Source organism: Pleomorphomonas koreensis DSM 23070, assembly GCF_000425185.1.
In the GTDB taxonomy this organism is placed as follows: Bacteria; Pseudomonadota; Alphaproteobacteria; order Rhizobiales; family Pleomorphomonadaceae; genus Pleomorphomonas; species Pleomorphomonas koreensis.
The window spans coordinates 142068-163934 of the sequence record NZ_AULH01000012.1; the positions used below are offsets into that span (position 1 = coordinate 142068).

Here is a 21867-nt window from a genome sequence, read left to right on the forward strand (position 1 = left end):
AATCACCCCGGATGCTTGCCGCCGCGATTGCCGCGAGGCGCGACGGCATCACCGGCCAGACGGCTCGGCAGCAATTCGCCGGTGCGTTCCAGCACCGGATAGGCGGCGGCCGCCACGATGTGGCTGTTGATCAGCTTCAGGTCGCGCAGGAGGTCGAGATGCAGCGCGCTCGCCTGCGACACGTCGGGCTGGCCGCTGCGCAGGCGGTCGAAATGCACGGCGGTGGCGCGGGTCTCCGCCTCGCGGAAGGCGACCTTCTCCTCGGCCAGCAGACGGGCCACCCGCACGTCCTCGGTCATGAACAGCGACGCCGCCGTGCGCAGGTTGACCGCCAGGCGGTCGATCAGCGCGATCAGCTCGGCGCGGTCCCGGTCGGCGAACACCAGACCGCGCCGCAGCCGCTTGGCGGCATGCGGCAGCAGGTTGAGGTCGATGACGTCGCCCGCCTGCTCGATGTTCATGGTGAACAGCAGGATCTCGTTCAGCCGCCGCTGGTCGCCTTCCGACAGGTCGTCCGGATCGAGACGCGTCAGATAGGCCTTGATGGCGGTGGTGAGGCTGTCGAGGATGTCGTCCCGTTGCCGTGTCTCGACCATCAGGCGGCGGTCGCCCTTGGCCAGCGCCTCGCGCGCGCCGTCGAGCATGCCGGCCAGCACGTCGACGAGGCGCAGCGCCTCGCGCGCCGCCGCGCCGAGCGCCACGATCGGCACCTCGCGCGCCGCCGGATCGAGATAGCGCGGCGTCGCCGGATCGGCGGGATCGACGCGGTCGGGCAGCAGGCGTTCGAGCAGACGGGCATAAGGGGTGAGCAGCGGCAGGAAGACCGCCGCTGTCACGAGGTTGAACAGGGTGTGGAAATTGGCGACGGCGCGGGCGGCGTCCGGCTCGATGGCGGACAGCAGCCGGCCGATCGGCTGCAGCAGCGCCAGCGCGGCGACGATGCCGGCGAGGCGGGTGGCGAGGTTGCCGATCGACAGGCGGCGGTGGGCGGGGTCGTCGCCGGCCGGTCCCTCGAAGACGGGGTTGATAGCCGAGCCGAGGTTGGCGCCGAGCACCAGCGCGAAGGCGGCCTCCGGCGGCACGGCGCCGTTGGCGGCGAGCGACATGGTCAGCAGCACGACGGCGACGCTCGAATGCGCCGCCCAGGCGGCGACGGTGCCGATGAACAGGTTGACCAGCGGAACGGCCGATACGGCGGCGAGCATCAGCCGCAATCCGGGGGCGTCCTCGAACTGCGCCATGAGCTGCAACAGCTGGTGCAGCGCCAGCAGCATCAGGCCGAGGCCGATGAACACGCGGCCGAAATCGTGCGCCCGGCTGGACGACTCGCGCCGGAACATCAGGACGCCCACCAGAACGAGCGCCGGCGAGACGGCGCTGACGTTGAACGACAGCACCTGGACGATCAGCGTGGTGCCGACGTTGGCGCCGAGCATCACCGCCAGCGCCGGCACCAGCCCGACCAGGCCGTCGGCGCTGAAGCCAGCCATCATCAGGCCGGTTGCCGTGCTGCTCTGCAAGGCGGCGGTAACCCCGAGACCGGCCAGGAAGGCGCGGCCGCGATCGCGCAGCGCCTTGCCGAGAATGGCGCGCAGGTCGGCGCCGAGGGCGCGCTGCACCCCCGTCTGTACCATGTGCGTGCCCCAGAGCAGCAGGGCGATATAGCCGGCGAGATCAATCAGCGACACCGCGAACGCCATGGCGCCATACCTCCTCCGCGACGAGGATCGTCGCGCCACTTGAGACACCACTATGACACAAGGGCAATCCCTTCCAAGGCACCGCCGGGGAACCGTCGTCCGGAGGCGACGTTCCAGACAGGACGCCTTCGGAGGAAACGCGCGTGAATAGCGGCACCGTTCGCATCGGCCTGTCCGGCTGGGCCTACCCGCAGTGGCGCAGCCATTTCTATCCGAAGGGGCTGCGGCAGAGCGACGAACTGGCCCATGCCGCATCGCGCTTCCCGGCGCTGGAGATCAACGCCACCTTCTACGGCCCGCAGCGGCCGCGCGTCTTCGACCGTTGGGCCGCCGCGACGCCCCGGGACTTCGTGTTCGCCGTCAAGGCGCCGCGTCTCATCACCCATGACCGCCGTCTCAGGAGTGTCGAGGCGCCGCTCGCCGAATTCTTCGCCGCCGGCCTGCTGCGGCTCGGCGGCAAGCTCGGTCCGCTCTTGTGGCAGCTGCCGCCGAGCCTGCCGTTCGATGCCGGACGGATGCGCGATTTCTTCTCCCTGCTGCCGCGGGATACCGAGACCGCCGCGGCGACGGCCGGCCGGCCGGCGGCCGAGCCCAGCCTGCTCGACGAGCCGTCGCCCGTCCGCCGCCGTCTCAGGCACGCCGTCGAGGTCCGCCACGACAGCTTCCGCGATCCGGCCTTCATCCGGCTGCTGCGCGAGCAGGACATCGCGCTGGTCTGTGCCGATACGCCGCGCTGGCCCCGGCTGATGGACGTGACGTCGGACTTCGTCTATTGCCGCCTGCACGGCTCGCCCGAACTGTACCGGTCCGGCTACGACGACTGGCAGCTCCGGCGCTGGGCCGGGCGCATCGCCGCCTGGTCGCGGGGCGACCCCATGGACGACGGCGAGTTCGCCAGCGACGACCGGGCGCCCGACCGGCCGCGCGACGTCTTCCTGTTCTTCGACAACACCGACGGCCTGCACGCGCCCGACGATGCGCTGGCGTTGATCCGTGCCGTCCTTAACGATGTGCTAACGGCTTCAGGAACCGCCGCCGGCTTCACGGCGTTCACGCCGAACCCACCCGCTGACGAGGCCGGATAATGACGACGATGCAACAGGACTTCACCTCGCTTGACGCGCTCAACGAGGCCATGCAGCGGCAGTTGATGCCCGGCCCCGGCCTCGGCCGCTTCGTGCCGGGCGAGGGGCCGGCGACGGCCATCTTCGCCTTCGTCGGCGAGGCGCCGGGCGATGCCGAGGATCGCGCCGGCCGACCCTTCGTCGGCCCGGCCGGCCGCCTGCTCGACCGCGCCCTCGACGCGGCGGACATCGACCGCGGCATGAGCTACATGACCAACGCGGTGAAGCAGTTTCATTTCGTCGAGCGCGGCAAGCGGCGGCTGCACGCCAAGCCCGGTAACGCCGAGGTGGCCGCGCAGCGCCCCTGGCTGTGGCAGGAGATCGACCTGGTGCAGCCCGTCGTCATCGTGGCGCTCGGCGCCACGGCCGGTCTGGCGCTCGCCGAGCGCCCCGTCGGCGTCATGCGCGAGCGCGGACCGATGACCTTCCGCAACCGGCGCGGCTACCTGACCGTCCATCCGTCCTATCTGTTGCGCCTGCCCGACCCCGAGGCGCAGCGCGCCGCCTTCGGGATGTTCGTGGACGAACTCAGGCAAATCCGCAGGATCGGCCTGCCGTTGTGACCCCAATGAAAAAAGGGCGGGATTGCCATCCCGCCCCTGAAGTCGATCGATAACGTCTTATTACTTGATGGCGCCCGACTTCTTGTGGATTTCGATGAACTCGGCCACGTTGTCCTTGGTCACCAGCGGGCAGTCGATGTCGGTGTCGATCTGGGTGATCTTGCCGGTCAAGAGGTCGTGGGCGACGCTGATGTTCTTGGCGGCCAGATCATAGGCGTTCTGGAGCGCCGTGGAGGTCATCTTGCCGGACTGGATCAGCAGCATCGCCTCGGCGGTGCCGTCGACGCCATAGGCGAGGATCTTGTCGAACTTCGGATCGTCCTTGATGACTTCCAGCGCACCGGCCGCCATGTTGTCGTTCATGGAGACGATGGCGTCGATCTTGTCGTTGGCCTGCACCCAGTCTTCCATGTAGCGCATGGCTTCTTCCTTGTTCCAATGCGCGATCTGCTCGCCGACGATCTTGACGTCGGAGCGCTTGTCGAAGAACTCCTTCTGCCAGGCATCGCGACGCATGTCGGCGTGCATGTTGCCGGACGGACCGTTCAGGACGACGACGCTGGCGTTCTCCGGCACCTGCTTGAGCGCCAGACGGGCGTTCACGGCAGCCTGCTCGTAGGGATCGGCGTCGACGGACGACGAGCCGGGGATGTCCTTGATGCGCGCGTTGGTCGTGATGACCTTGACGCCATCCTTGACGGCCTGCTCGACATAGGGACGCTGCGCCTCGCCGTTGTTCGGCTGGACGATGATCAGGTCGTACTTGTTGGCGACGGCGTTCTCGATGAAGGCATTCTCCTTGGCGTCGTCGGCCTGGGAGTCCATCACGTCGACCGTCAGGTCCGGGTACTTCTTGGCTTCGTCCATGATGCCATTGGCCAGCCAGGCCGCGAACGAGTCCGCCTGGGCACGGGCGATGAACGCCACCTTGTAGTTCTGGGCCTGGGCCACCGTCGCGGTGACGAGGCACAGGGCGGCGACGGCCGTAACGGTACGGAGCGATTTCATAAACGTATTCATTTAGTTCTCCTCCAAGGTTTCCTACCTAAAGGGGCTGTCGTTACACGATGCGAGCCCCGTTGCTCCTCCAAAGCAAAAGTATTATACCTTAGCCTCCTTTCGCTCATTTGATGTCTTGGCGGCACCCAGAGTCTTCCGGGTGCGGTTGACCTTGGCCCACATGTCGTAGCCGACGGCCAATGCGATGATGGCGCCCTTGATAACCTGCTGCAGGTACGAGTCGACGCCGGTCAGGTTCATGATGTTGTTCAGGAAGCCGACGATGAACGCGCCGGCCAGCGTGCCGCCGGCCGTTCCGAGGCCGCCGGAGAAGCTGGTGCCGCCGATGATCGCCGCCGTCAGCGCCTCGAACTCGTAGCCCTGGCCCGAATTGGGGGCGCCGACGTTGGTGCGGGCCATCAGCAGGATACCGGCGAGGCCGACGAAGGCGCCGTTGATCAGGTAGGCGCCGATCTTCACCCGGCCGACATTGATGCCCGAGGCGCGGGCGGCTTCCTCGTTGCCGCCGACCGCGTAGAGCGAGCGGCCGAAGCTGGTATGGCCGAGGATGTACCAGGTCAGGATGCCGATGATGATCATGAACACCACCGGGAGGGGCACGAAGCCGATCTTGCCCTGCCCGAACCAGACGTAGTCGCCGATCTGGTAGATGTTCTGGCCCTTGGTGAACAGCAGCGCGATGCCTCGGGCCACCGTCATCATCGCCAGCGTGGCGATGAAGGCAGGAATGTTGAAGCGGCGGACGAGAATGCCGTTCACCCAGTTGCAGAGCACGCCGACCAGCAGGCCGACGGCGAAGGCAACGGACAGCGAGCCCGTCTCCTTGAACACATAGACCGACAGCACGCCGGCCAGCGCCAGCACCGAGCCGCAGGAGAGGTCCAGGAGGCCGCCGATGATCAGGATCGTCTCGCCAAAGGCCAAGATCGTCGTAACGGAAATCTGGGCCGAGATGTTCGAGATGTTTCGCGGAGAGAGAAAATTCTCGTTCAGCAGATTACAGACGATGATCATCACGATAAGGACCAAGTAAATGGAATATCGCGACTTGATCGTCTGCCATTTCTCCCTCGTCATCAGATTGTTCATGTTCCTCCCCTTCGTATCCCGTCTGTCCGTTACTGCTCAGCCTGCTTTCCTGACGATGTTCATGGCATAACGCATGATCGTCTCTTGGGAGAAGTCCGCCCTGTCGATCTCGCCGGTTATCCGTCCACCGGCCATCACGTACATGCGGTCGCACATGCCGATCAGCTCGGGCAGCTCCGAGGACACCATGATGATCGACTTGCCTTCCTTCACCAGGCTGGTCATCAGCTTGTAGATTTCGAATTTCGCGCCGACGTCGATGCCGCGGGTCGGTTCATCCAGGATAAGAATGTCCGGGTCCTGGAGCATCCATTTCGACAGCACGACCTTCTGCTGGTTGCCGCCGCTCAATGTGCTGACCTGCACGTCGATCGACGCCATCTTGACGTTGATCCGGCCGCAGATTTCTTCGACCTTTCTTCTTTCCTTGGCCTTGTGGAGACGGCCTTTCCGGAAGAACTGCCTCATCGAAGCCAGGGTGACGTTCTCCTTGACGTCCCGTACCGGCACGATGCCGAACCGCCGCCGGTCCTCGGACAGCATGACGACGCCGTTGCGGATGCTGTCCTGGACGTTGCGGATGGCGACGGGCTTGCCATGGACCTGGACGGTTCCCCCCGTGTGCGCGTCGAGGCCAAACAGCGCCCGCATCACTTCCGTCCGACCGGCGCCGACCAGACCGGCAAAGCCGACGATCTCGCCCTTGCGGACGTTGAACGAGACATCGGCAAAGCCGCTCGGCCCGCTGAAGTGCTCCACGTCCAAGACGACGTCGCCGCGCGCAACCTCCTCCTTGGGGTAGCCCTGCCCGAGAGCACGCCCCACCATCAGCGCGATGACCTGATCGATGTCGAACTGATCCCTGGGCCGCGTCTCGACCACCCTGCCGTCGCGCAGGATGGAGATTTCGTCGGCGATCCGGAAGATTTCGTCCATCTTGTGCGAGATGTAGACGATGGCCTTGCCGCGGGCGCGCAGGTCGTTGATCTTTTCGAAGAGGATCTCGATTTCCTTGTTGGTGATCGACGACGTCGGCTCATCCATGATGATGATGTCGGCATCCCGCGAGATCGCCTTCAGGATCTCCAGCATCTGGAGATTGGAAATCGACAGATCCTTCAGCTTGGTTTCCGGATCGTAGGGGAGGTTCTCCTGGGCCAGCAGCTTCAGCGTCCGCTCCCGGATGGCTTTCCAGTCGACCCGGCCGAACCGCGTCTTCGGCCAGCGCCCGGCGAACAGGCTCTCCTCGATCGACATCTCGGGCGTGTAGTTCAGCTCCTGGAAGATCATGGATACGCCGAGTTCGCCCGCCCGGATCGGGGTATCGATCCTGACCTTCTCACCCCGGATCAGCGTTTCGCCGCCATCGGGATGGTAAATGCCGTTGATGATCTTCATCAGGGTCGATTTTCCAGCGCCGTTCTCGCCGCATAGAACGTGAACCGACCCCTCCTTGACAGAAAAGCTGACATCGTCGAGCGCCTTCACACCCGGGAAGGACTTGCTGATGTGCCTGACTTCAAGAAGATTTCTTTGGGTCATGCTGCTCCTCCATGCGACACGTGGTCCGTTGGCGCCTCATCGGCGGAATGTCCCGGCATGTCCTTCAATGCACGCCGTGGACCTCGGCGAGCCGGCGCCGGTAGAGCGCGAAGGCGTCGTCGTAGGCGGACTTGCGGCCGGCGACCGGCGCCGTCGTCTTGTCCGGGTCGAGGGCGACGCAACGGTCGGCGATGGTGGCGATCTCCTCGCCCGCCCCGCTGGCGCGGCCGTAAGCCCAGATGGCCTGGATCGCCGCGCCGAGGCATCCTGCCTCGTCGCCCGTCGGCACCACGATCTCGGCGCCGGTCATGTCGGCGACCATCTGTCGCCAGGCCTTGCTGCGGGCGCCGCCGCCGATCATGAACACGCGCTCGGGCGCCCTGTCGCCGCGGATGCGGTGGAGCCCGGCCAGCACGCCGAAGGTGACGCCCTCGACCATCGCCCGCATCAGGTTGTCCGGCGTCATGTTGACGGCGGACAGGCCGAGGATGCTGCCGCGGGCGGTCGGCAGGTCGGGCGTCCGCTCGCCGTTGAGGAACGGCAGCATGGTGATGCCGCCGGCGCCCGGCCCGGTCGCCTCCAGCGCCTCGGAGACGAAGCCGACGTCGCGGCCGAACAGGTGAGCGCCGCCGGAGGTGACGTTGGTGGCGTTCATGGTGCAGACGAGCGGCAGCCAGCCGCCGGTCGACGAGCAGAAGGGCGCGACGGCGCCGGACGGATCGAGCACCGGGGCGTCGGCATAGGAGAACACCGTCGCCGAGGTACCGAGGCTGATGGTGACGACGCCCTCGCGCACGTTGCCGGTGCCGATGGCGCCCATCATGTTGTCGCCGCCGCCGGCCGCCACCAGACAAGCCGTGGTGAGGCCGAGCGCCTCGGCGGCAGCCGGCGTCAGAGTGCCGATCACGGCATCGGGCGCCACCAGTTCGGGCAGCGCGGCGGCGAGACGGCCGCTGCCGCCGTCGATCAACGACAGCACCTCCGGCGCCCAGGCGCGCTTGCGGACATCGAAGAAGCCGGTGCCCGAGGCGTCGCCAAACTCGGCGACGAAGCGGCCGGTGAGCCAGTGGTTGAGATAATCGTGCGGCAGCAGGATATGGGCGATGCGGGCGAAGTTCTCCGGCTCGCGATCGGCCAGGAAGGCCAGCTTGGAGATGGTGTAGCCGGTGAGCGGAATGATGCCGACCGTCTCGAACCAGGCCGCCGGTCCGCCGAGCGCGGCGACCAGCCGCTCGTTGTCGGGCGCGGTCTCGGTGTCGTTCCAGAGCTTGGCCGGCCGGATCACCGCGCCGGACGCGTCGAGCACCACCAGGCCGTGCTGCTGGCCGGAAACGCCGAGGCAGCGGATCGCCTCGGCCGGCACGGCCGCCTCGGACAGCGCCATGCGCACGGCGGCGATCATGGCATCCACCCAGATCGAGGGATGCTGCTCGCGAGCGCCGCTGTCGCGCTCGATCAGGCTATGGGCGGCGTGGCCGCGGCCACGCACGCGGCCGTCGCCGTCAATGACCAGCGCCTTGGTCCCCTGCGTTCCGCAGTCGACTCCAATGAACATGGTTCCTCTCCCCCCGTCCCCTTGTCATCCGGCGGGCCTCCTCTGCCCTGAATGCCTGTGACAACTGGGAGCGCCTCGCGGCGCGACCGGTTTGAACGATTTAGACTCTCCGCAATAGCGAAAGGACACCTGCCGAGCCGCACCGGCCCGGCATGATCGTGGCGTCGCGCCCCCTCTGGCGGGGGCGCTTCCGGTCTTCAGAAGGCGATCTGGATCTTGACGTCGTCGGGGTTCTGGGCGGCGGCGCGCTCGAAGGCCTCGATCGACTTGTCGAACGGATAGGTGGCCGAGATCAGCGGCTTCAGGTCGATCTTGCCCGAGCCGAGGAGCGCCAGCGTGCGGTCCCAGACGTTGGCGTAGCGGAAGATGCCGGTGAGGCTGATCTCCTTGACCTCCAAGGCCACCACGTCGAGCGGCACCCGGTCCTGCGGCATGCCGACCAGAACCACCCGGCCGCCCTGCGTCACCACGTCCAGCATGTCGTCGAAGGCCCTGGGGTTGCCGCTCGCCTCGAAGAACAGGTCGGCGCCCTTGCCGGCCGTGCGCGCCGCCACGACGTCGGCGAGCTTCTCCTGGGTCAGGTCGACCGGCACGACGCCCGGCACCTTGGCGATGATGTCGAGCTTGGCGCGTGCCACGTCGCTGACGATCACTTCCGAGCAGCCGGAGGCCAGCGCGGCGAAGGCGACCATCATGCCGATGGTGCCGGCACCGGCCACCACGGCGATGTCGCCGGGCCGGATGGCGCCCTTGGCGGCGGCATAGACGCCGATGGCCAGCGGCTCGACCATCGCCCCCTGGTCGAAGCCGACGCTGTCGGGCAGCTTGTAGGTGAGCGCGGCCGGATGCACCACCTCGGGCGTCAGGCAGCCGTGGATGGGCGGCGTCGCCCAGAAGCGGACGCTCGGATCGAGATTGTAGTGGCCTTCAAGCGTCTGGCGCGAGCCGAAGTCGGGAATGCCGGGCTCCATGCAGACGCGGTCGCCGACCTTGAGGTGGCTGACCTTGGCGCCGACGGCGGTCACCACGCCCGACGCCTCGTGGCCGAGCACCATCGGCTCGTTGACGATGAAATCGCCGATGCGGCCATGCTTGAGGTAATGGACGTCGCTGCCGCAGATGCCGACCGCCTTGATGGCCACCCGAACCTCGGTATCACCGGGCTCCAGGGTGCCGGGAATGTCGATGTCGCGGAGACAAATGTCACCAATGCCCTCGAGGACGACGGCTCTTACCTTCATGATGCTTCCTCCCGGAGCCGCTCACCTGCGTTCTCTGACGCTCTTGCGCGGCTGTCGATGGAGGAGAGTATGCGCGCCGGCAGCTAATCCCGCTAAGCCAATTCAACAAATCATTATGCACCATTTTACATTTTGGCGGCCGTCTGCTGCCCGGCCCAGGGGGATCCCGGCAGTTTTCCCGATCGTCGGCACTCTGATCGCGTCACTTTCCGTCGGGCGTTGACCGTCGGTTGCATCGCCGGACATGGGGACGAATCCCCCCGAAATGGACGATGGCGATGGATGGCAGCGGGGCAATCGCCGGAACGGGGCCGATCCCACGCAAGCCGCTCCTCTCCCGGCTCGGGAAGCGAGAGGCTGCCGTTCCGGCCATCCGCGTCGCGGGAAGCTGCCAGCGGACCGGGACGGATTGCGCTCACCCGTCAACGCGCAGCCGGTAGCCGACGCCGGTCTCGGTGAGGATGTAGCGCGGCTGGTCGGGGCTTTGCTCGATCTTCTGCCGGAGCTGGCGGACGTAGACGCGCAGATACTGCACGTCGGCCGAGCCGCCCCAGACCTGCCGGAGAATATGCTGGTGGGTCAGCACCTTGCCGGCATGCTGCACCAGGAGGCGCAGGATGTCGTATTCCTTGGGCGACAGATTCACCTCCCGGCCGCCAACCTTGACGATGCGCTTGACGAGATCGACGGAGAGGTCGCCCGACTGAAACACCGGCCGCTCGCCCTGCTGCTGCAACCGGTGGCGCAGGGCGACGCGCACCCGCGCCGCCAGCTCGGCGACGCCGAACGGCTTCACCACGTAATCGTCGGCGCCGGTCTCCAGCGCCCGGACGATGCCGGCCTCGTCGGCGCGGCTCGACAGGATCAGGATCGGCAGGTCCAGCCCCTCGCGCCGCCAGCGGGCGAGGAGGTCGTGGCCGGGCATGTCGGGCAGGCCGAGGTCGAGGATGATCACGTCCGGCTTCTGGCGGGCGATCTCGGCCTGCGCCTCGCCGGCGTCGGCGGCATCGATGACGGCGTAGCCCTCGGTCGACAGGCCGACCCGCAGCAGACGGCGGATGGGCGGCTCGTCGTCGACCACCAGGATGCGAACCGGCGGCGCCGTCATGACGAACCCTCCGGGCTCTCGCTGGGGACGGGCAGGCGGATGGTGAAGGCCGCGCCCGGCCGGCCGGCACGGTTGCCTGCCGTGATGGTGCCGCCCATCGCCTCGACGAAGCCGCGGCAGATGGCGAGGCCGAGGCCGGTGCCGGCCGGCACGTGGTCGGTCTTGCGGACGCGATAGAAGCTGTCGAAGACGCGTTCGAGGTCGTCCGGCGGCAGGCCCGGCCCCTCATCGACGATGCGCAGCAGCACATGCCCGCCATCCCGCCAGCCCTGGACCGCGATGGTCGAGCCGGCCGGCGCGTATTTGGCGGCATTGTCGAGCAGGTTGAAGACCACCTGTTCGAGGAGCACGGCATCGACCTTCAGCATCGGCAGGTCGGTCGGCAGCGCCACGTCGAGCCGGTGGCGGGCGAGCAGCCGGTCGGCGCGCCGGAGCGCGCTGCCGACGATGTCGCCGGGGAAATGCAGCGAGGCGTTCGGCCGCGTCGCGCCGGATTCGAGCCGCGTCATGTCGAGGAGATTGCCGATGAAGCGGTTAAGGCGTTCCGACTCGTCGATGATCGTCGTGACGAGATCGGCCTTATCGGTCTCCGGCAGCGAGGCGGCGTAATCGCGCAGCGTGCCGGCGGCGCCGAGAATGCCGGCGAGCGGCGTCCGCAGGTCGTGGGAGATCGACGACAGCAGCGCCGCCCGCAGCCGGTCGGCCTCGGCGGACAGGCGCGCCTCCTCGACGTCGGCGACGAGCTGGATGCGCTCGATGGCGACGGCGGCCTGATCGGCGAGGGCGTCGAGCAGACGTTGCTGCTCGGGCGTCAGCAGCGGTCCGGGCTTGTCGCCGGCCCTGTCGCTGTCGAGGCCGATGACGCCGATCGGCGTCCGCCCGGTGCGCAGCGGCAGGTAGAGCCGGCGGGCGCCCGGCAGCGTGTCGGCGCCGCGCCCGGCCGCCTGCTCGTGCTGCCAGGCCCAGCGGGCGGCGGCGATGTCGGCGTCGACCAGCGTGTCGTCGGGCGGATAGCCGACCTTGACGGCGAGGCTATCGCCCTCCGGCATCAGGATCACCACCCGCACCTTGAGCATGGCGGCGATCTGGTAGGCGGTCGCCCACAAGACGTCGTCGAGCGTGGCGGTGCCGGCCAGCTTGCGCGAGAACTGGTAGAGGTCCTCGGTCATCCGCGCCCGCTGCCGGGCGGCGGCGGCCTGCCGGTGCAGCCGGGCGGCGAGGTTGCTGGCGGTGACCGCGACGATCAGGAACACCACCAGCGCCACGACGCTCTCGGGGTCGCGGATGATCAGCGTGTGGCGGGGTTCGAGGAAGAAGAAGTTGAAGGCCAGCGCGCTGGCGAGGCAGGCGTAGAGCGCCGGTCCGAGGCCGGAGGTGACCGCCGACGCCAGCACGGCGGTCAGCAGGACGAGGCCGAGGTTGCGGACGTCGAGGAAGCGGTCGAGCAGCGCGCCGAGGCCGAGCGCCCCGGCGACATAGAGCGTCGAGACCGCGTAGGGCCGGAGGCGGAAGGGCCGCGCCGCCGGCGCCGTGCGGACGCCCCTCGCCGGCGGCGGCGCCGGCTCGGCGCCGGCGATGACGTGGATGCTGATGTCGCCGGCGCCGCGGATCAACTCGTGCGACACCGATCCCTCGATCATCTCCCGCCAGCGCGGCTTCTGCGGCGTGCCGACGACGATGTGGGTGAAGTTGCCCGCCTTGGCATGGCGGAGGATGTCGCGCGCCACGTCCTGGCCGGGGATGGTGACGGCTTCGCCGCCGAGCTGCCCGGCAAGGCGCAGATGGTCGGCGAGGCGGTCCTTGTCGGCGTCGGGCAGGGCGGTGGACCGGGCGGTCTCGATGTGGATCGCCGCCCACGGCGCCCGGAGGCGGTCGGCCTGCCGCCGGGCGTAGCGGATCAGCGCCGCCGAGCGCGGCCGCTCGTCGACCGACACCAGCACCCGCTCGCCGGCCGCCCACGGGCCGGCGATGGCATGCGCCTGCATGTGGCTGACGAGCTGGTCGTCGACGCGCTGGGCGGTGCGCCGCAGCGCCAGCTCGCGCAAGGCGGTGAGGTTGCCGGGCGAGAAATAGTTGGCCGTGGCGCGCGCCGCCGTCCTGGGCAGGTAGACCTTGCCGTCCTGGAGGCGCTTGATCAGGTCGTCCGGCGTCAGGTCGATGATCTCGATGTCGTCGGCCCGGTCGATGATCGAATCCGGCACCGTCTCGCGTACCCTGATGCGGGTGATGCGGGCGACGACGTCGTTGAGGCTTTCGACGTGCTGGATGTTCAGCGTCGTGTAGACGTCGATGCCGCGGCCGATCAGTTCCTCGACGTCGAGATAGCGCTTGGGATGGCGGCTGCCCTCGGCGTTGCTGTGGGCGAGTTCGTCGACGAGGACCAGGCTCGGCCGGCGGGCGACGATGGCATCGAGGTCCATCTCGCCGAGGCGGCGGCCCTTGTGGTCGAGCCGCAGGCGGGGGATGATCTCGAAGCCGTCGAGCAGCGCTTCCGTTTCGGCGCGGCCGTGCGTCTCGACCACGCCGATCACCACGTCGACGCCGTCGGCGCGGCGCGCCCGGCCGGCCGTCAGCATCTCGTAGGTCTTGCCGACGCCGGGCGCCGCGCCGAGGAAGATCTTCAGCCGGCCGCGGCTCTCCCGTTCGGCGCTGGCAAGCAGCGCGTCCGGCGACGGCCTCAGATCCGATCTCATGTCCTCCGGCATCGACATCTCGTCCTCGTCGCGCGGCCGGTCATCGCGCCGACCGGGCGTCGAGCGCCAGATTCAAGTCTAGCACGTTGACCACCGGCTCGCCCATGAAACCGAGTTCGCGCGGCTGGACGGCGGCGTCGACCAGCGCCCGCACCGCTGCCGGCTCCAGCCCGCGCGCTTTCGCCACGCGCGGCACCTGGAAATAAGCGGCGGCCGGCGAGATGTGCGGATCGAGGCCGCTGCCGGAGGCGGTGACGAGGTCGGCCGGCACCGGCGCGCCGGGGTTCTCGGCCTTCAGCCGTTCGGCGTCGGCGCGGATGCGGCCGATCAGCTTCGGGTTGGCCGGGCCGAGGTTGGAGCCGCCGGAATTCGCGGCGTCATAGCCGCTGCCGGCCGCCGACGGGCGACCGTGGAAATAGCCGTCGCCGGCAAAGGCCTGGCCGATCAGCTCGGAGCCGACGACGACGCCGTTGCGCTCGATCAGGCTGCCGGCCGCCTCGCGCGGGAACAGCGCGCCGGCGATGCCGGTCATGGCCAGCGGGTAGGCGAGGCCGGTCACAGCGGCAAGGGCGACGAAGAGGACAAGGGCGGGCCTCAGGTGCTTCAGCATGAGCGTGGTCCTTCAGGCGAGGCCGAGGGCGGTGACGGCGAGGTCGATCGCCTTGATGCCGACGAAGGGCACGACGATGCCGCCGAGGCCGTAGATGAGGAGATTGCGGGAAAGCAGCGCGCCGGCGCCGACCGGCCGGTAGCGGACGCCCCGGAGCGCCAGCGGGATCAGCGCCACGATGATCAGCGCGTTGAAGATGATCGCCGAGAGTATGGCGCTTTCCGGCGTCGCGAGGCGCATGACGTTGAGCGCGCCGAGTTCGGGGTAGAAGGCCAGGAACATCGCCGGGATGATGGCGAAATACTTGGCGACGTCGTTGGCGATCGAGAAGGTGGTCAGCGCGCCGCGCGTCATCAGGAGTTGCTTGCCGATCTCGACGATCTCGATCAGCTTGGTCGGGTCGCTGTCGAGGTCCACCATGTTGCCGGCCTCGCGGGCGGCGACGGTGCCGGTGTTCATGGCGACGCCGACGTCCGACTGGGCCAGCGCCGGCGCGTCGTTGGTGCCGTCGCCGCACATCGCCACCAGCTTGCCCTTGGCCTGCTCGGCGCGGATCAGCCTGAGCTTGTCCTCGGGGGTGGCCTCGGCGAGGAAGTCGTCGACGCCGGCCTCGGCGGCGATGGCGGCGGCGGTCATCGGGTTGTCGCCGGTGATCATCACCGTGCGGATGCCCATCCGCCTGAGTTCGGCGAAGCGCTCGCGGATGCCGCCCTTGACGATGTCCTTGAGGTGGACGACGCCGAGCACCCGGCCGTCCCTGGCCACGGCGAGCGGCGTGCCGCCGGATTTCGCCACCTCGTCGGCGATGGCCTGCGCCTCGCGCACCGCCGCGTCGGCGCGGCCGGCGGCGATGGTCCGCAGCACGGCGTCGACGGCGCCCTTGCGGATGGCGACGCCGTCATGGTCGATGCCGCTCATCCGGGTCTGGGCGGTGAAGGGGATGAAGCGGGCGTGCAGGCTCTCCATGTCGCGGCCCCGGATGCCGTATTTTTCCTTGGCGAGCACGACGATGGAGCGGCCCTCCGGCGTCTCGTCGGCCAGCGAGGCGAGCTGGGCGGCGTCGGCCAGCTCGCGTGCCTCGACGCCGCGCACCGGGCGGAATTCGGCCGCCTGTCGGTTGCCGAGGGTGATGGTGCCGGTCTTGTCGAGCAGCAGCGTGTCGACGTCGCCGGCCGCCTCGACGGCGCGGCCGGACATCGCCAGCACGTTGAAGCGGACGAGGCGGTCCATGCCGGCGATGCCGATGGCCGACAGCAGCGCGCCGATGGTGGTGGGGATCAGCGTCACGAACAGGGCGACCAGCACGACGACCGGCACGCCGCCGCCGGCGTAGCTGACAAAGCTCGGGATGGACACTGTCGCCAGCACGAACACCAGCGTCATGCCGGCCAAGAGGATGTTGAGGGCGATCTCGTTGGGCGTCTTCTGCCGCTCGGCGCCCTCGACGAGGGCGATCATCCGGTCGATGAAGGTGGAGCCGGCGGCGGCGGTGATGCGCACGCGGACCCAGTCGGACAGCACCTCGGTGCCGCCGGTCACCGCCGAGCGGTCGCCGCCGGATTCGCGGATCACCGGGGCGGATTCGCCGGTGATCGCCGCCTCGTTGACCGAGGCGACGCCCTCGATCACCTCGCCGTCGGAGGGGATGATGTCGCCCGCCTCGACCAGCACCACATCGCCGATCTTGAGACTGTGGCCGGGCACCGTCCGGTAGCCGTCGCCGGCGACCAGCTTGGCCTCGGTCTCGGTGCGGGTGCGGCGGAGCGCGTCGGCCTGCGCCTTGCCGCGCCCCTCGGCCACCGCCTCGGCGAAATTGGCGAACAGCAGCGTGACCCACAGCCAGACGACGATCTGGAACGAAAAGCCGAGCTGCCCGCCGCCGGTGAAGGCGTCTTTTGCGAGCAGCACGGTGGTCAGCAGGGTGACCACGGCGACGACGAACATCACCGGGTTGTGGATCAGGCTGCGCGGATCGAGCTTGCGGACGGCGCCGCCGATCGCCGGCACGAGGATACGGGCGTCGAGAAGGCTCGCGGATCTGGACTTCATGATGAAAGGCTCCTTGTCGTCCGCTCGGCTCAAAAGGTCCGGCCGGCGACGACCGCCAGGTGCTCGACGATCGGCCCGAGGGCCAGCGACGGGAAGAAGGCGAGGCCGCCGACGATGACGATGACGCCGACGATGAGGCCGACGAACAGCGCGCCGTCGGTGGGGAAGGTGCCGGCCGATTCCGGCACCGTCTTCTTGGCGGCGACGGAACCGGCGATGGCGAGCGCCGGCACGATCACCAGGAAGCGGCCCATCAGCATGGCGAGGCCGAGGGTGACGTTGTACCAGCCGGTGTTGCCGGAAAGCCCACCGAAGGCCGAGCCGTTGTTGGCGGCCGCCGAGGTGTAGGCGTAGAGGATTTCGGAAAAGCCGTGCGGCCCGGCGTTGGCGGTCGAGGCGACGGCGGCCGGCAGCACCACGGCCACGGCGGTGAAGCCGAGCATGGCGAGCGGCAGGCAGAGCACGGCGAGCATCGCCATCTTCACCTCCTTGGCCTCGATCTTCTTGCCGAGATATTCCGGCGTGCGGCCCACCATCAGACCGGCGACGAAGATGGCGACGATCACGAACAGCAGGATGCCGTAGAAGCCGGCGCCGACGCCGCCGACGATCACCTCGCCGAGCATCATGTTGATCATCGGGATCATGCCGCCGAGCGCCATGAAGCTGTCGTGCATGGCATTGACCGCGCCGCAGGAGGCGGCGGTGGTGACGACCGCAAAGAGAGCCGACAGCGCGACGCCGAAGCGGGTTTCCTTGCCCTCCATGTTGCCGCCGCCGACGCCGAGCGCGTGGACCAGCGGATTGCCGGCCGCCTCGGCCGCGTAGCAGACGGCGACGCCCGCGACGAACAGCACGCCCATGGCGGCGAGGATGGCCCAGCCCTGCCGCTCGTTGCCGACCATGCGGCCGAAGACGTTGGTCAGCGCCGCGCCGATGGCGAAGATCGCCACCATCTGGATCAGGTTGGAGACGGCGTCGGGGTTCTCGAACGGATGGGCGGCGTTGGCGTTGAAGAAGCCGCCGCCGTTGGTGCCGAGCATCTTGATCGCCACCTGCGAAGCGACCGGCCCGAGGGCGATCGTCTGGTGCGCGCCTTCCAGCGTCGTGGCGTCGGCGTAAGGGGCGAGCGTCTGCGGCACGCCGAGCCAGACGAGGACGAAGGTCATGACGACGGCGATCGGCAGCAGCAGGTAGAGCGTGCCGCGCGTCAGGTCGACCCAGAAGTTGCCGACCGTCCGCGCCGACTTGCGGGCGAAGGCGCGGATCAGCGCCATGGCCACGGCGATGCCGGTGGCCGCCGACAGGAAGTTCTGCACGGTCAGCCCCAGCATCTGCGTGAGGTAGGACACGGTGGCTTCGCCGCCGTAGTTCTGCCAGTTGGTGTTGGTGACGAAGCTGACGGCGGTGTTGAAGGCGAGCGCCGGCGGCACGTTGGTCATGCCTGCGGGGTTGAGCGGCAGCCAGCCCTGAAGGCGCAGCAGCAGGTAGAGCGCGAGGAAGCCGACGAAGTTGAAGGCGAGCAGCGACAGCGCGTAGGCCGTCCACGGCTGCTCGTCCCGTTCGTGGATGCCGGCGAGGCGGTAGAGGCCGCGCTCGGCCGGCCCGAGCAGCGCGGAGAGCGGCATCTGCTCGCCGGCGAAGACGGCGGTCATGTAGCCGCCGAGCGGCCTGGCAAGCAGGACGACGATCCCCGTGAAGACGAGGATCTCGATCCATCCGTTGATGGTCATGGCAGATGTTCCCGGCTGGAAGCTTCTTCAGAAGCGTTCGGGGCGCACGAGGGCGTAGATCAGGTAGCCGGTGATGAACACGGCGACGGCGGCGCCGAGGAGGTAGTCGAACGGCATGTCCGTGGCCTCCCGGTCAAAGCCGCTCGCAGGCGCCGATATAGCCGGCCATCAGCGCGAAGACGGCGGCGCCGAGGAGCGGCAGGGCGATATCCATTTTTGAAACTCCTTCTCTTGCAAGGCTCATGTCGGGAAGGAGTATGGCGACGGCCGCATAGGGGTTCGAGACGGAGCGGCGGCCGCGAAAATAAAAAAGCCATAGGAATCGCCGCCCTTCGGGGCGATTCCCATGGCAATTGCCGGCGATCGCCCCTGTCAGGCGGTGACGAGCGTCCCGCGCAGGGCGTTCAGCTTGCCGACGCTGCCGGCGATGTCGTCGCGCGAGATGCAGGTGGTGCCGCCGACGAAGATGTCGACGAGGCCGGCGCCGTAGTCGGCGATGTTCTGCAACGACACGCGGCCGTCGATGCTGATCGCCGTGTCAGAGCCGCGGGCGTCGATCAGCGCGCGCAACTCGCGGATCTTGCGGTCGGCGAAGGCCGCCTGCTTCTCGCCCTTGTTCCAGGCATAGCCGGGGTTGATCAGCATCAGGAGAACGGCGTCGCACTTCTCGATCATGTAGTCGAGCATGGCGACCGGCGTCGCCGGCTTCAGCGCCACGCCGGCCCGCACGCCCCTGGCGCGGATGCGGTTGAGCTGGTTGTCGACGTGCCGCTCCGTCTCAAAGTGGAAGACGAGCTGTTCGACGCCGATGTCGATGAGTTCGTCGATGAAATAGTCGTTCTCCGTCGCCATCAGATGGACGTCGAACTTCAATTTGGTGAGCCCGCGCAGTCGGCGGACGGTTTCGAGGCCGAGCGGCAGGCTGGGGCTGAAATGGCCGTCGATGATGTCGACATGCAGCACCTCGATGCCGGCCGCCTCGCAGGCTTCGACCTGGGCTTGCAGGTTGCAGAGGTCGAGGCAGATCAACGACGGGGCGACGATGCAGGACTGGCGCCAGGAAAAGCTCATCGGACGGCCTCCTTGTTGAGAAGATCGAGGATTTCGGTCCGCGTCGGCAGGGCGGCGATCGCCCCCTTGCGCCGCACGCAGAGCGAGCCGGCGGCGGCGCCGTAGCGGGCGGCGGCGGCGAGCGCGTCGAGGCCGATGTCGCCGACGTTGCGGACGCCGGCCTTGACGAGATGGGCCAGGAAGGCGCCCCAGAAGGCGTCGCCGGCGCCGGTGGCATCGACGGCGACGGCCGGCGGCGCCGGCACGTCGACGGTCTGTCCGGCGAAGTGGCAGCGGGCGCCGCGGGCGCCCAGCGTCTCGACGGCCACGGCGATGCCATGCGCCGCGATGCAATCGGTGAAGCCGGCCGGGCCGCCGACCAGATGCACCTCCTCCTCGGACACCTTGAGGAGGTCGACGAAGGGCAGCGCCTCGGCGATCCTGTCCACGGCGTCGCTTTCGCGCTGCCAGAGCGGCGCCCGGTAATTGACGTCGAAGGAGACGAGCTTACCGGCGTTGCGGGCAAGCCGCAGCCCTTCGAGCGTAGCTTCGGCGGACGGCGAACGCGACAGCGAGCAGGAGCCGATATGGACGATCGTTGCCGCCGCGATCACCTCCGTCCGGATGTCGGCCGGCGCCAGCAGCATGTCGGCGCCGGGCTTGCGGACGAAGGTGAAGCTGCGTTCGCCGTCCTCGCCGAGCGTGACGAAGGTCATTGTCGTCACCGCCTCGTCGGTCAGCTCCGTCAGCACTACCTCGACGCCGTTTTCTTCGAGCGTCGCCACCAGGAAGCGGCCGAAGTCGTCGTTGCCGAGCTTGCCGAGAAAGGCGGCCGTCAGTCCGCTGCGCGTCGCGGCGATGGCGACGTTGGCCGGCGCGCCGCCGGCGTTGCGCAGGTAGCTGCCTGGCTCGGGACCGGGCAGGAAGTCGATGACCATTTCGCCGATTGCGAGAAGATCCACGCGCATACTCCTCCGGCCGTCCGCCCGGCGGGGACGCCGGGCCGGCCGCTTCGTCACGCCGCGCCAAGGGCCGTCAGGCGGCCTTCGGATACTCGGTGCACAGGAGCCGGTAGGGCGGCTCGTCCTCCTCGATCGTCGGGAAGCGCGGATACTGTTCGAGGAAGCGGTTGTCGGTGTTGTCGTCGTTGCACATCGACACTTCGCCGATCAGCACCGGGCCGGTGCCCGGCTGAACGATGAACTCGTGATAGTAGTAGGGATAGAAGGTCAGGCTCTCGCCGGGCTTGATGACGATGTCCTCGCCGGCCTTCACGCTGTAGCGGCGGCCATCGCGGCTGATCTCGACGTCGGTGTCGGCCATCGCGCCGTCCTTGGTGGCGTTGTAGAGGCGGAAGATCAGGTTGCCGCCGCCGCGGTTGATGATGTCTTCCATCTTCGACCAGTGGAAGTGCATCGGCGACACCTGGCCTTCCTCGATCATGATGATCTTCTCGGCATAGGTCTTGGTGTACTTGTCGTTCTTGACGTTGCCGTTGCGGAGCGTGATCAGGGCGATGCCCAGCTCGGCATACTTGCCCATGCCGTAGTCGGTGACGTCCCAGCCGAGCATGTTGTCGCGGATCTCGTCGTAGTCGTGCCCGGCCGTCTTCCAGTCCTCCGGCGTCCAGTTGAGGAACGGCGGCAGCGCGAACCTGTAGTCGCCGAGCATCTTCTCCATGCGCTTGATGGCACCGTTGATTTCGGACCTCTTCATCGGGATTTCCTCCGGTTCATCGGCGCGACAGCCGATCGGCTTCTTCCTGGACGCGGTCGATCTCCTCGTCGCCGTCGAGGACGGTGATGGTGAGTTCGAATATTTCCTTCGCTCCTGGCGCCAGCATGTGCAGGTCACCGGCGTCGGCGTGGTGCGGCCGGCCGTAGACGGACGAATTGGCCGGTTCGAGACCGATCGCGTAATCGCCGGCCGCCGTCGACTTCCACTGCATGAAATAGGGCAGGGCCTGGCGGTTGAAGCCGAGGCGCACGCCGAGCTTCAACTCCTGATTGACGATGGCGGCGAATGTGTCGCCGGCGGCGTCGGCGGCGAGTTCGTGCAGGAACACATATTCCGGCTCGTTCGCCTTGGGCGGCGGCATCGTCGCCCAGCTCTCGACCTGCGGCCGGCTGACCTCGTCGCGCGGCTTGGTGGCGAGAACCGGCAGCACGACGCGCGCCGCTTCCGACAAGAGAGGATGGCCGACGTTGAAATGGTAGAGCAGCATCAGCGGTTCGGGCCGGAACGCCTCGTTCACGACCTCGTCGACGATACGCACCGTCCGTTCCCCGAGCCGCGTCTCGATGGAGCGCCGGAGCACCAGGTTTTCGCCGAACAGCTCCGCCTCGCGCATCTCGCCGGAGACGCGCAGCACGTAATCGTCGCCATCCCAGAAGGCATCGGCCGAACGGTGCTCGGCCGGCGTCGTGCGGATGCGGCCGTGCAACGGATAGTCGCGGCCGTCGAGGGTGCAGGGGGAGCAGATGCTTTCGTAGCCGGAGGTGAACATCAGCCCGCCCATGATCGAGCGCAGCGCTTCAGTGCCGTGCGTGTCGTAGGCGGTGCGGCCGAGCAGCCCGGTTTTCGCCAGGAAGTCGAAGCCGACGCCGCGATAGCTGAAGCTGCCGATATCGAGCCCCTTGTCGGCCAGCACGTCGAAGGCGAGCGGCCCGTTCCTGACCGCATAGGCGGTGAGGCCGTCGGCCCGCCCTTCGCGGAAGGTGACCGGCCGGACCGAGGCCACCTGCTGGACGCTGCCGACGCGCGCCAGCAGTTCGCGTTTGGACAGCATGG

The 21867-nt window shown here is 68.2% G+C and carries 18 protein-coding genes; 2 read left to right on the top strand and 16 right to left on the bottom strand.

Annotated elements, in window-relative coordinates:
- Positions 1-2: 2 nt before the first annotated feature.
- On the bottom strand, positions 3-1700 hold the full coding sequence (locus H512_RS23655) for a Na/Pi cotransporter family protein (RefSeq protein ID WP_036791316.1): 1698 nt from the start codon (positions 1698-1700) through the stop codon (positions 3-5).
- A gap of 143 nt (positions 1701-1843) precedes the next feature.
- On the opposite strand from H512_RS23655, the gene H512_RS23660 reads away from it, so the two are divergent.
- Both H512_RS23660 and H512_RS23665 read left to right on the top strand, forming a co-directional pair.
- Positions 1844-2785 (top strand): DUF72 domain-containing protein, encoded by a 942-nt coding sequence (locus H512_RS23660; protein ID WP_084798438.1) that lies wholly within the window; start codon positions 1844-1846, stop codon positions 2783-2785.
- Positions 2785-3387, top strand: a complete 603-nt coding sequence (locus H512_RS23665) for a UdgX family uracil-DNA binding protein (protein ID WP_053239784.1) — start codon at positions 2785-2787, stop codon at positions 3385-3387. The genes H512_RS23660 and H512_RS23665 overlap by 1 nt, the downstream gene beginning before the upstream one ends.
- A gap of 60 nt (positions 3388-3447) precedes the next feature.
- Here H512_RS23665 and H512_RS23670 read toward each other — a convergent pair whose 3' ends face one another.
- The 15 genes from H512_RS23670 to H512_RS0111720 all read right to left on the bottom strand — a co-directional run bounded on the left by H512_RS23670 (position 3448) and on the right by H512_RS0111720 (position 21865).
- Entirely contained in the window at positions 3448-4407 is a 960-nt protein-coding gene (locus H512_RS23670; RefSeq protein ID WP_210162684.1) for a sugar ABC transporter substrate-binding protein, read from the bottom strand.
- An 81-nt stretch (positions 4408-4488) separates the two neighbouring features.
- Positions 4489-5436, bottom strand: a complete 948-nt coding sequence (locus tag H512_RS0111650; protein ID WP_210162685.1) for an ABC transporter permease — start codon at positions 5434-5436, stop codon at positions 4489-4491.
- 96 nt (positions 5437-5532) lie between these two features.
- Complete coding sequence (locus H512_RS0111655; protein ID WP_026783608.1) at positions 5533-7038, bottom strand: sugar ABC transporter ATP-binding protein; 1506 nt, start codon at positions 7036-7038, stop codon at positions 5533-5535.
- A gap of 64 nt (positions 7039-7102) precedes the next feature.
- Positions 7103-8593: a xylulokinase gene (gene xylB, locus H512_RS0111660; protein ID WP_026783609.1), complete on the bottom strand. Its 1491-nt coding sequence runs from the start codon at positions 8591-8593 to the stop codon at positions 7103-7105.
- A 197-nt stretch (positions 8594-8790) separates the two neighbouring features.
- Positions 8791-9834, bottom strand: a complete 1044-nt coding sequence (locus H512_RS0111665; RefSeq protein ID WP_026783610.1) for an NAD(P)-dependent alcohol dehydrogenase — start codon at positions 9832-9834, stop codon at positions 8791-8793.
- A 415-nt stretch (positions 9835-10249) separates the two neighbouring features.
- Positions 10250-10942 (bottom strand): response regulator transcription factor, encoded by a 693-nt coding sequence (locus H512_RS0111670; protein WP_026783611.1) that lies wholly within the window; start codon positions 10940-10942, stop codon positions 10250-10252.
- On the bottom strand, positions 10939-13647 hold the full coding sequence (locus H512_RS0111675) for a sensor histidine kinase (RefSeq protein ID WP_026783612.1): 2709 nt from the start codon (positions 13645-13647) through the stop codon (positions 10939-10941). The genes H512_RS0111670 and H512_RS0111675 overlap by 4 nt, the downstream gene beginning before the upstream one ends.
- Before the next feature lie 28 nt (positions 13648-13675).
- On the bottom strand, positions 13676-14245 hold the full coding sequence (gene kdpC, locus H512_RS0111680; RefSeq protein WP_026783613.1) for a potassium-transporting ATPase subunit KdpC: 570 nt from the start codon (positions 14243-14245) through the stop codon (positions 13676-13678).
- 12 nt (positions 14246-14257) lie between these two features.
- Complete coding sequence (gene kdpB, locus H512_RS0111685; RefSeq protein ID WP_425414175.1) at positions 14258-16294, bottom strand: potassium-transporting ATPase subunit KdpB; 2037 nt, start codon at positions 16292-16294, stop codon at positions 14258-14260.
- 29 nt (positions 16295-16323) lie between these two features.
- Positions 16324-18027 carry a potassium-transporting ATPase subunit KdpA gene (gene kdpA, locus H512_RS0111690; protein WP_026783615.1) on the bottom strand — a complete coding sequence of 568 codons (1704 nt, stop codon included), beginning with the start codon at positions 18025-18027 and terminating at the stop codon, positions 16324-16326.
- Between the two features lie 27 nt (positions 18028-18054).
- Complete coding sequence (gene kdpF / locus H512_RS26325) at positions 18055-18144, bottom strand: K(+)-transporting ATPase subunit F (protein WP_084798439.1); 90 nt, start codon at positions 18142-18144, stop codon at positions 18055-18057.
- Between the two features lie 255 nt (positions 18145-18399).
- Positions 18400-19098 (bottom strand): ribulose-phosphate 3-epimerase, encoded by a 699-nt coding sequence (locus tag H512_RS0111705; protein WP_026783616.1) that lies wholly within the window; start codon positions 19096-19098, stop codon positions 18400-18402.
- A complete protein-coding gene (locus H512_RS0111710) occupies positions 19095-20039 on the bottom strand; it encodes a carbohydrate kinase family protein (protein WP_169507152.1) in 945 nt (314 codons plus the stop codon). Before H512_RS0111710 ends, H512_RS0111705 begins: the two co-directional genes overlap by 4 nt.
- A 73-nt stretch (positions 20040-20112) precedes the next feature.
- Entirely contained in the window at positions 20113-20793 is a 681-nt protein-coding gene (locus tag H512_RS0111715) for a D-lyxose/D-mannose family sugar isomerase (RefSeq protein ID WP_026783618.1), read from the bottom strand.
- Positions 20794-20809: 16 nt separating this feature from the next.
- Positions 20810-21865, bottom strand: a complete 1056-nt coding sequence (locus H512_RS0111720; RefSeq protein WP_036791323.1) for an aldose 1-epimerase family protein — start codon at positions 21863-21865, stop codon at positions 20810-20812.
- Between the last annotated feature and the right edge of the window lie 2 nt (positions 21866-21867).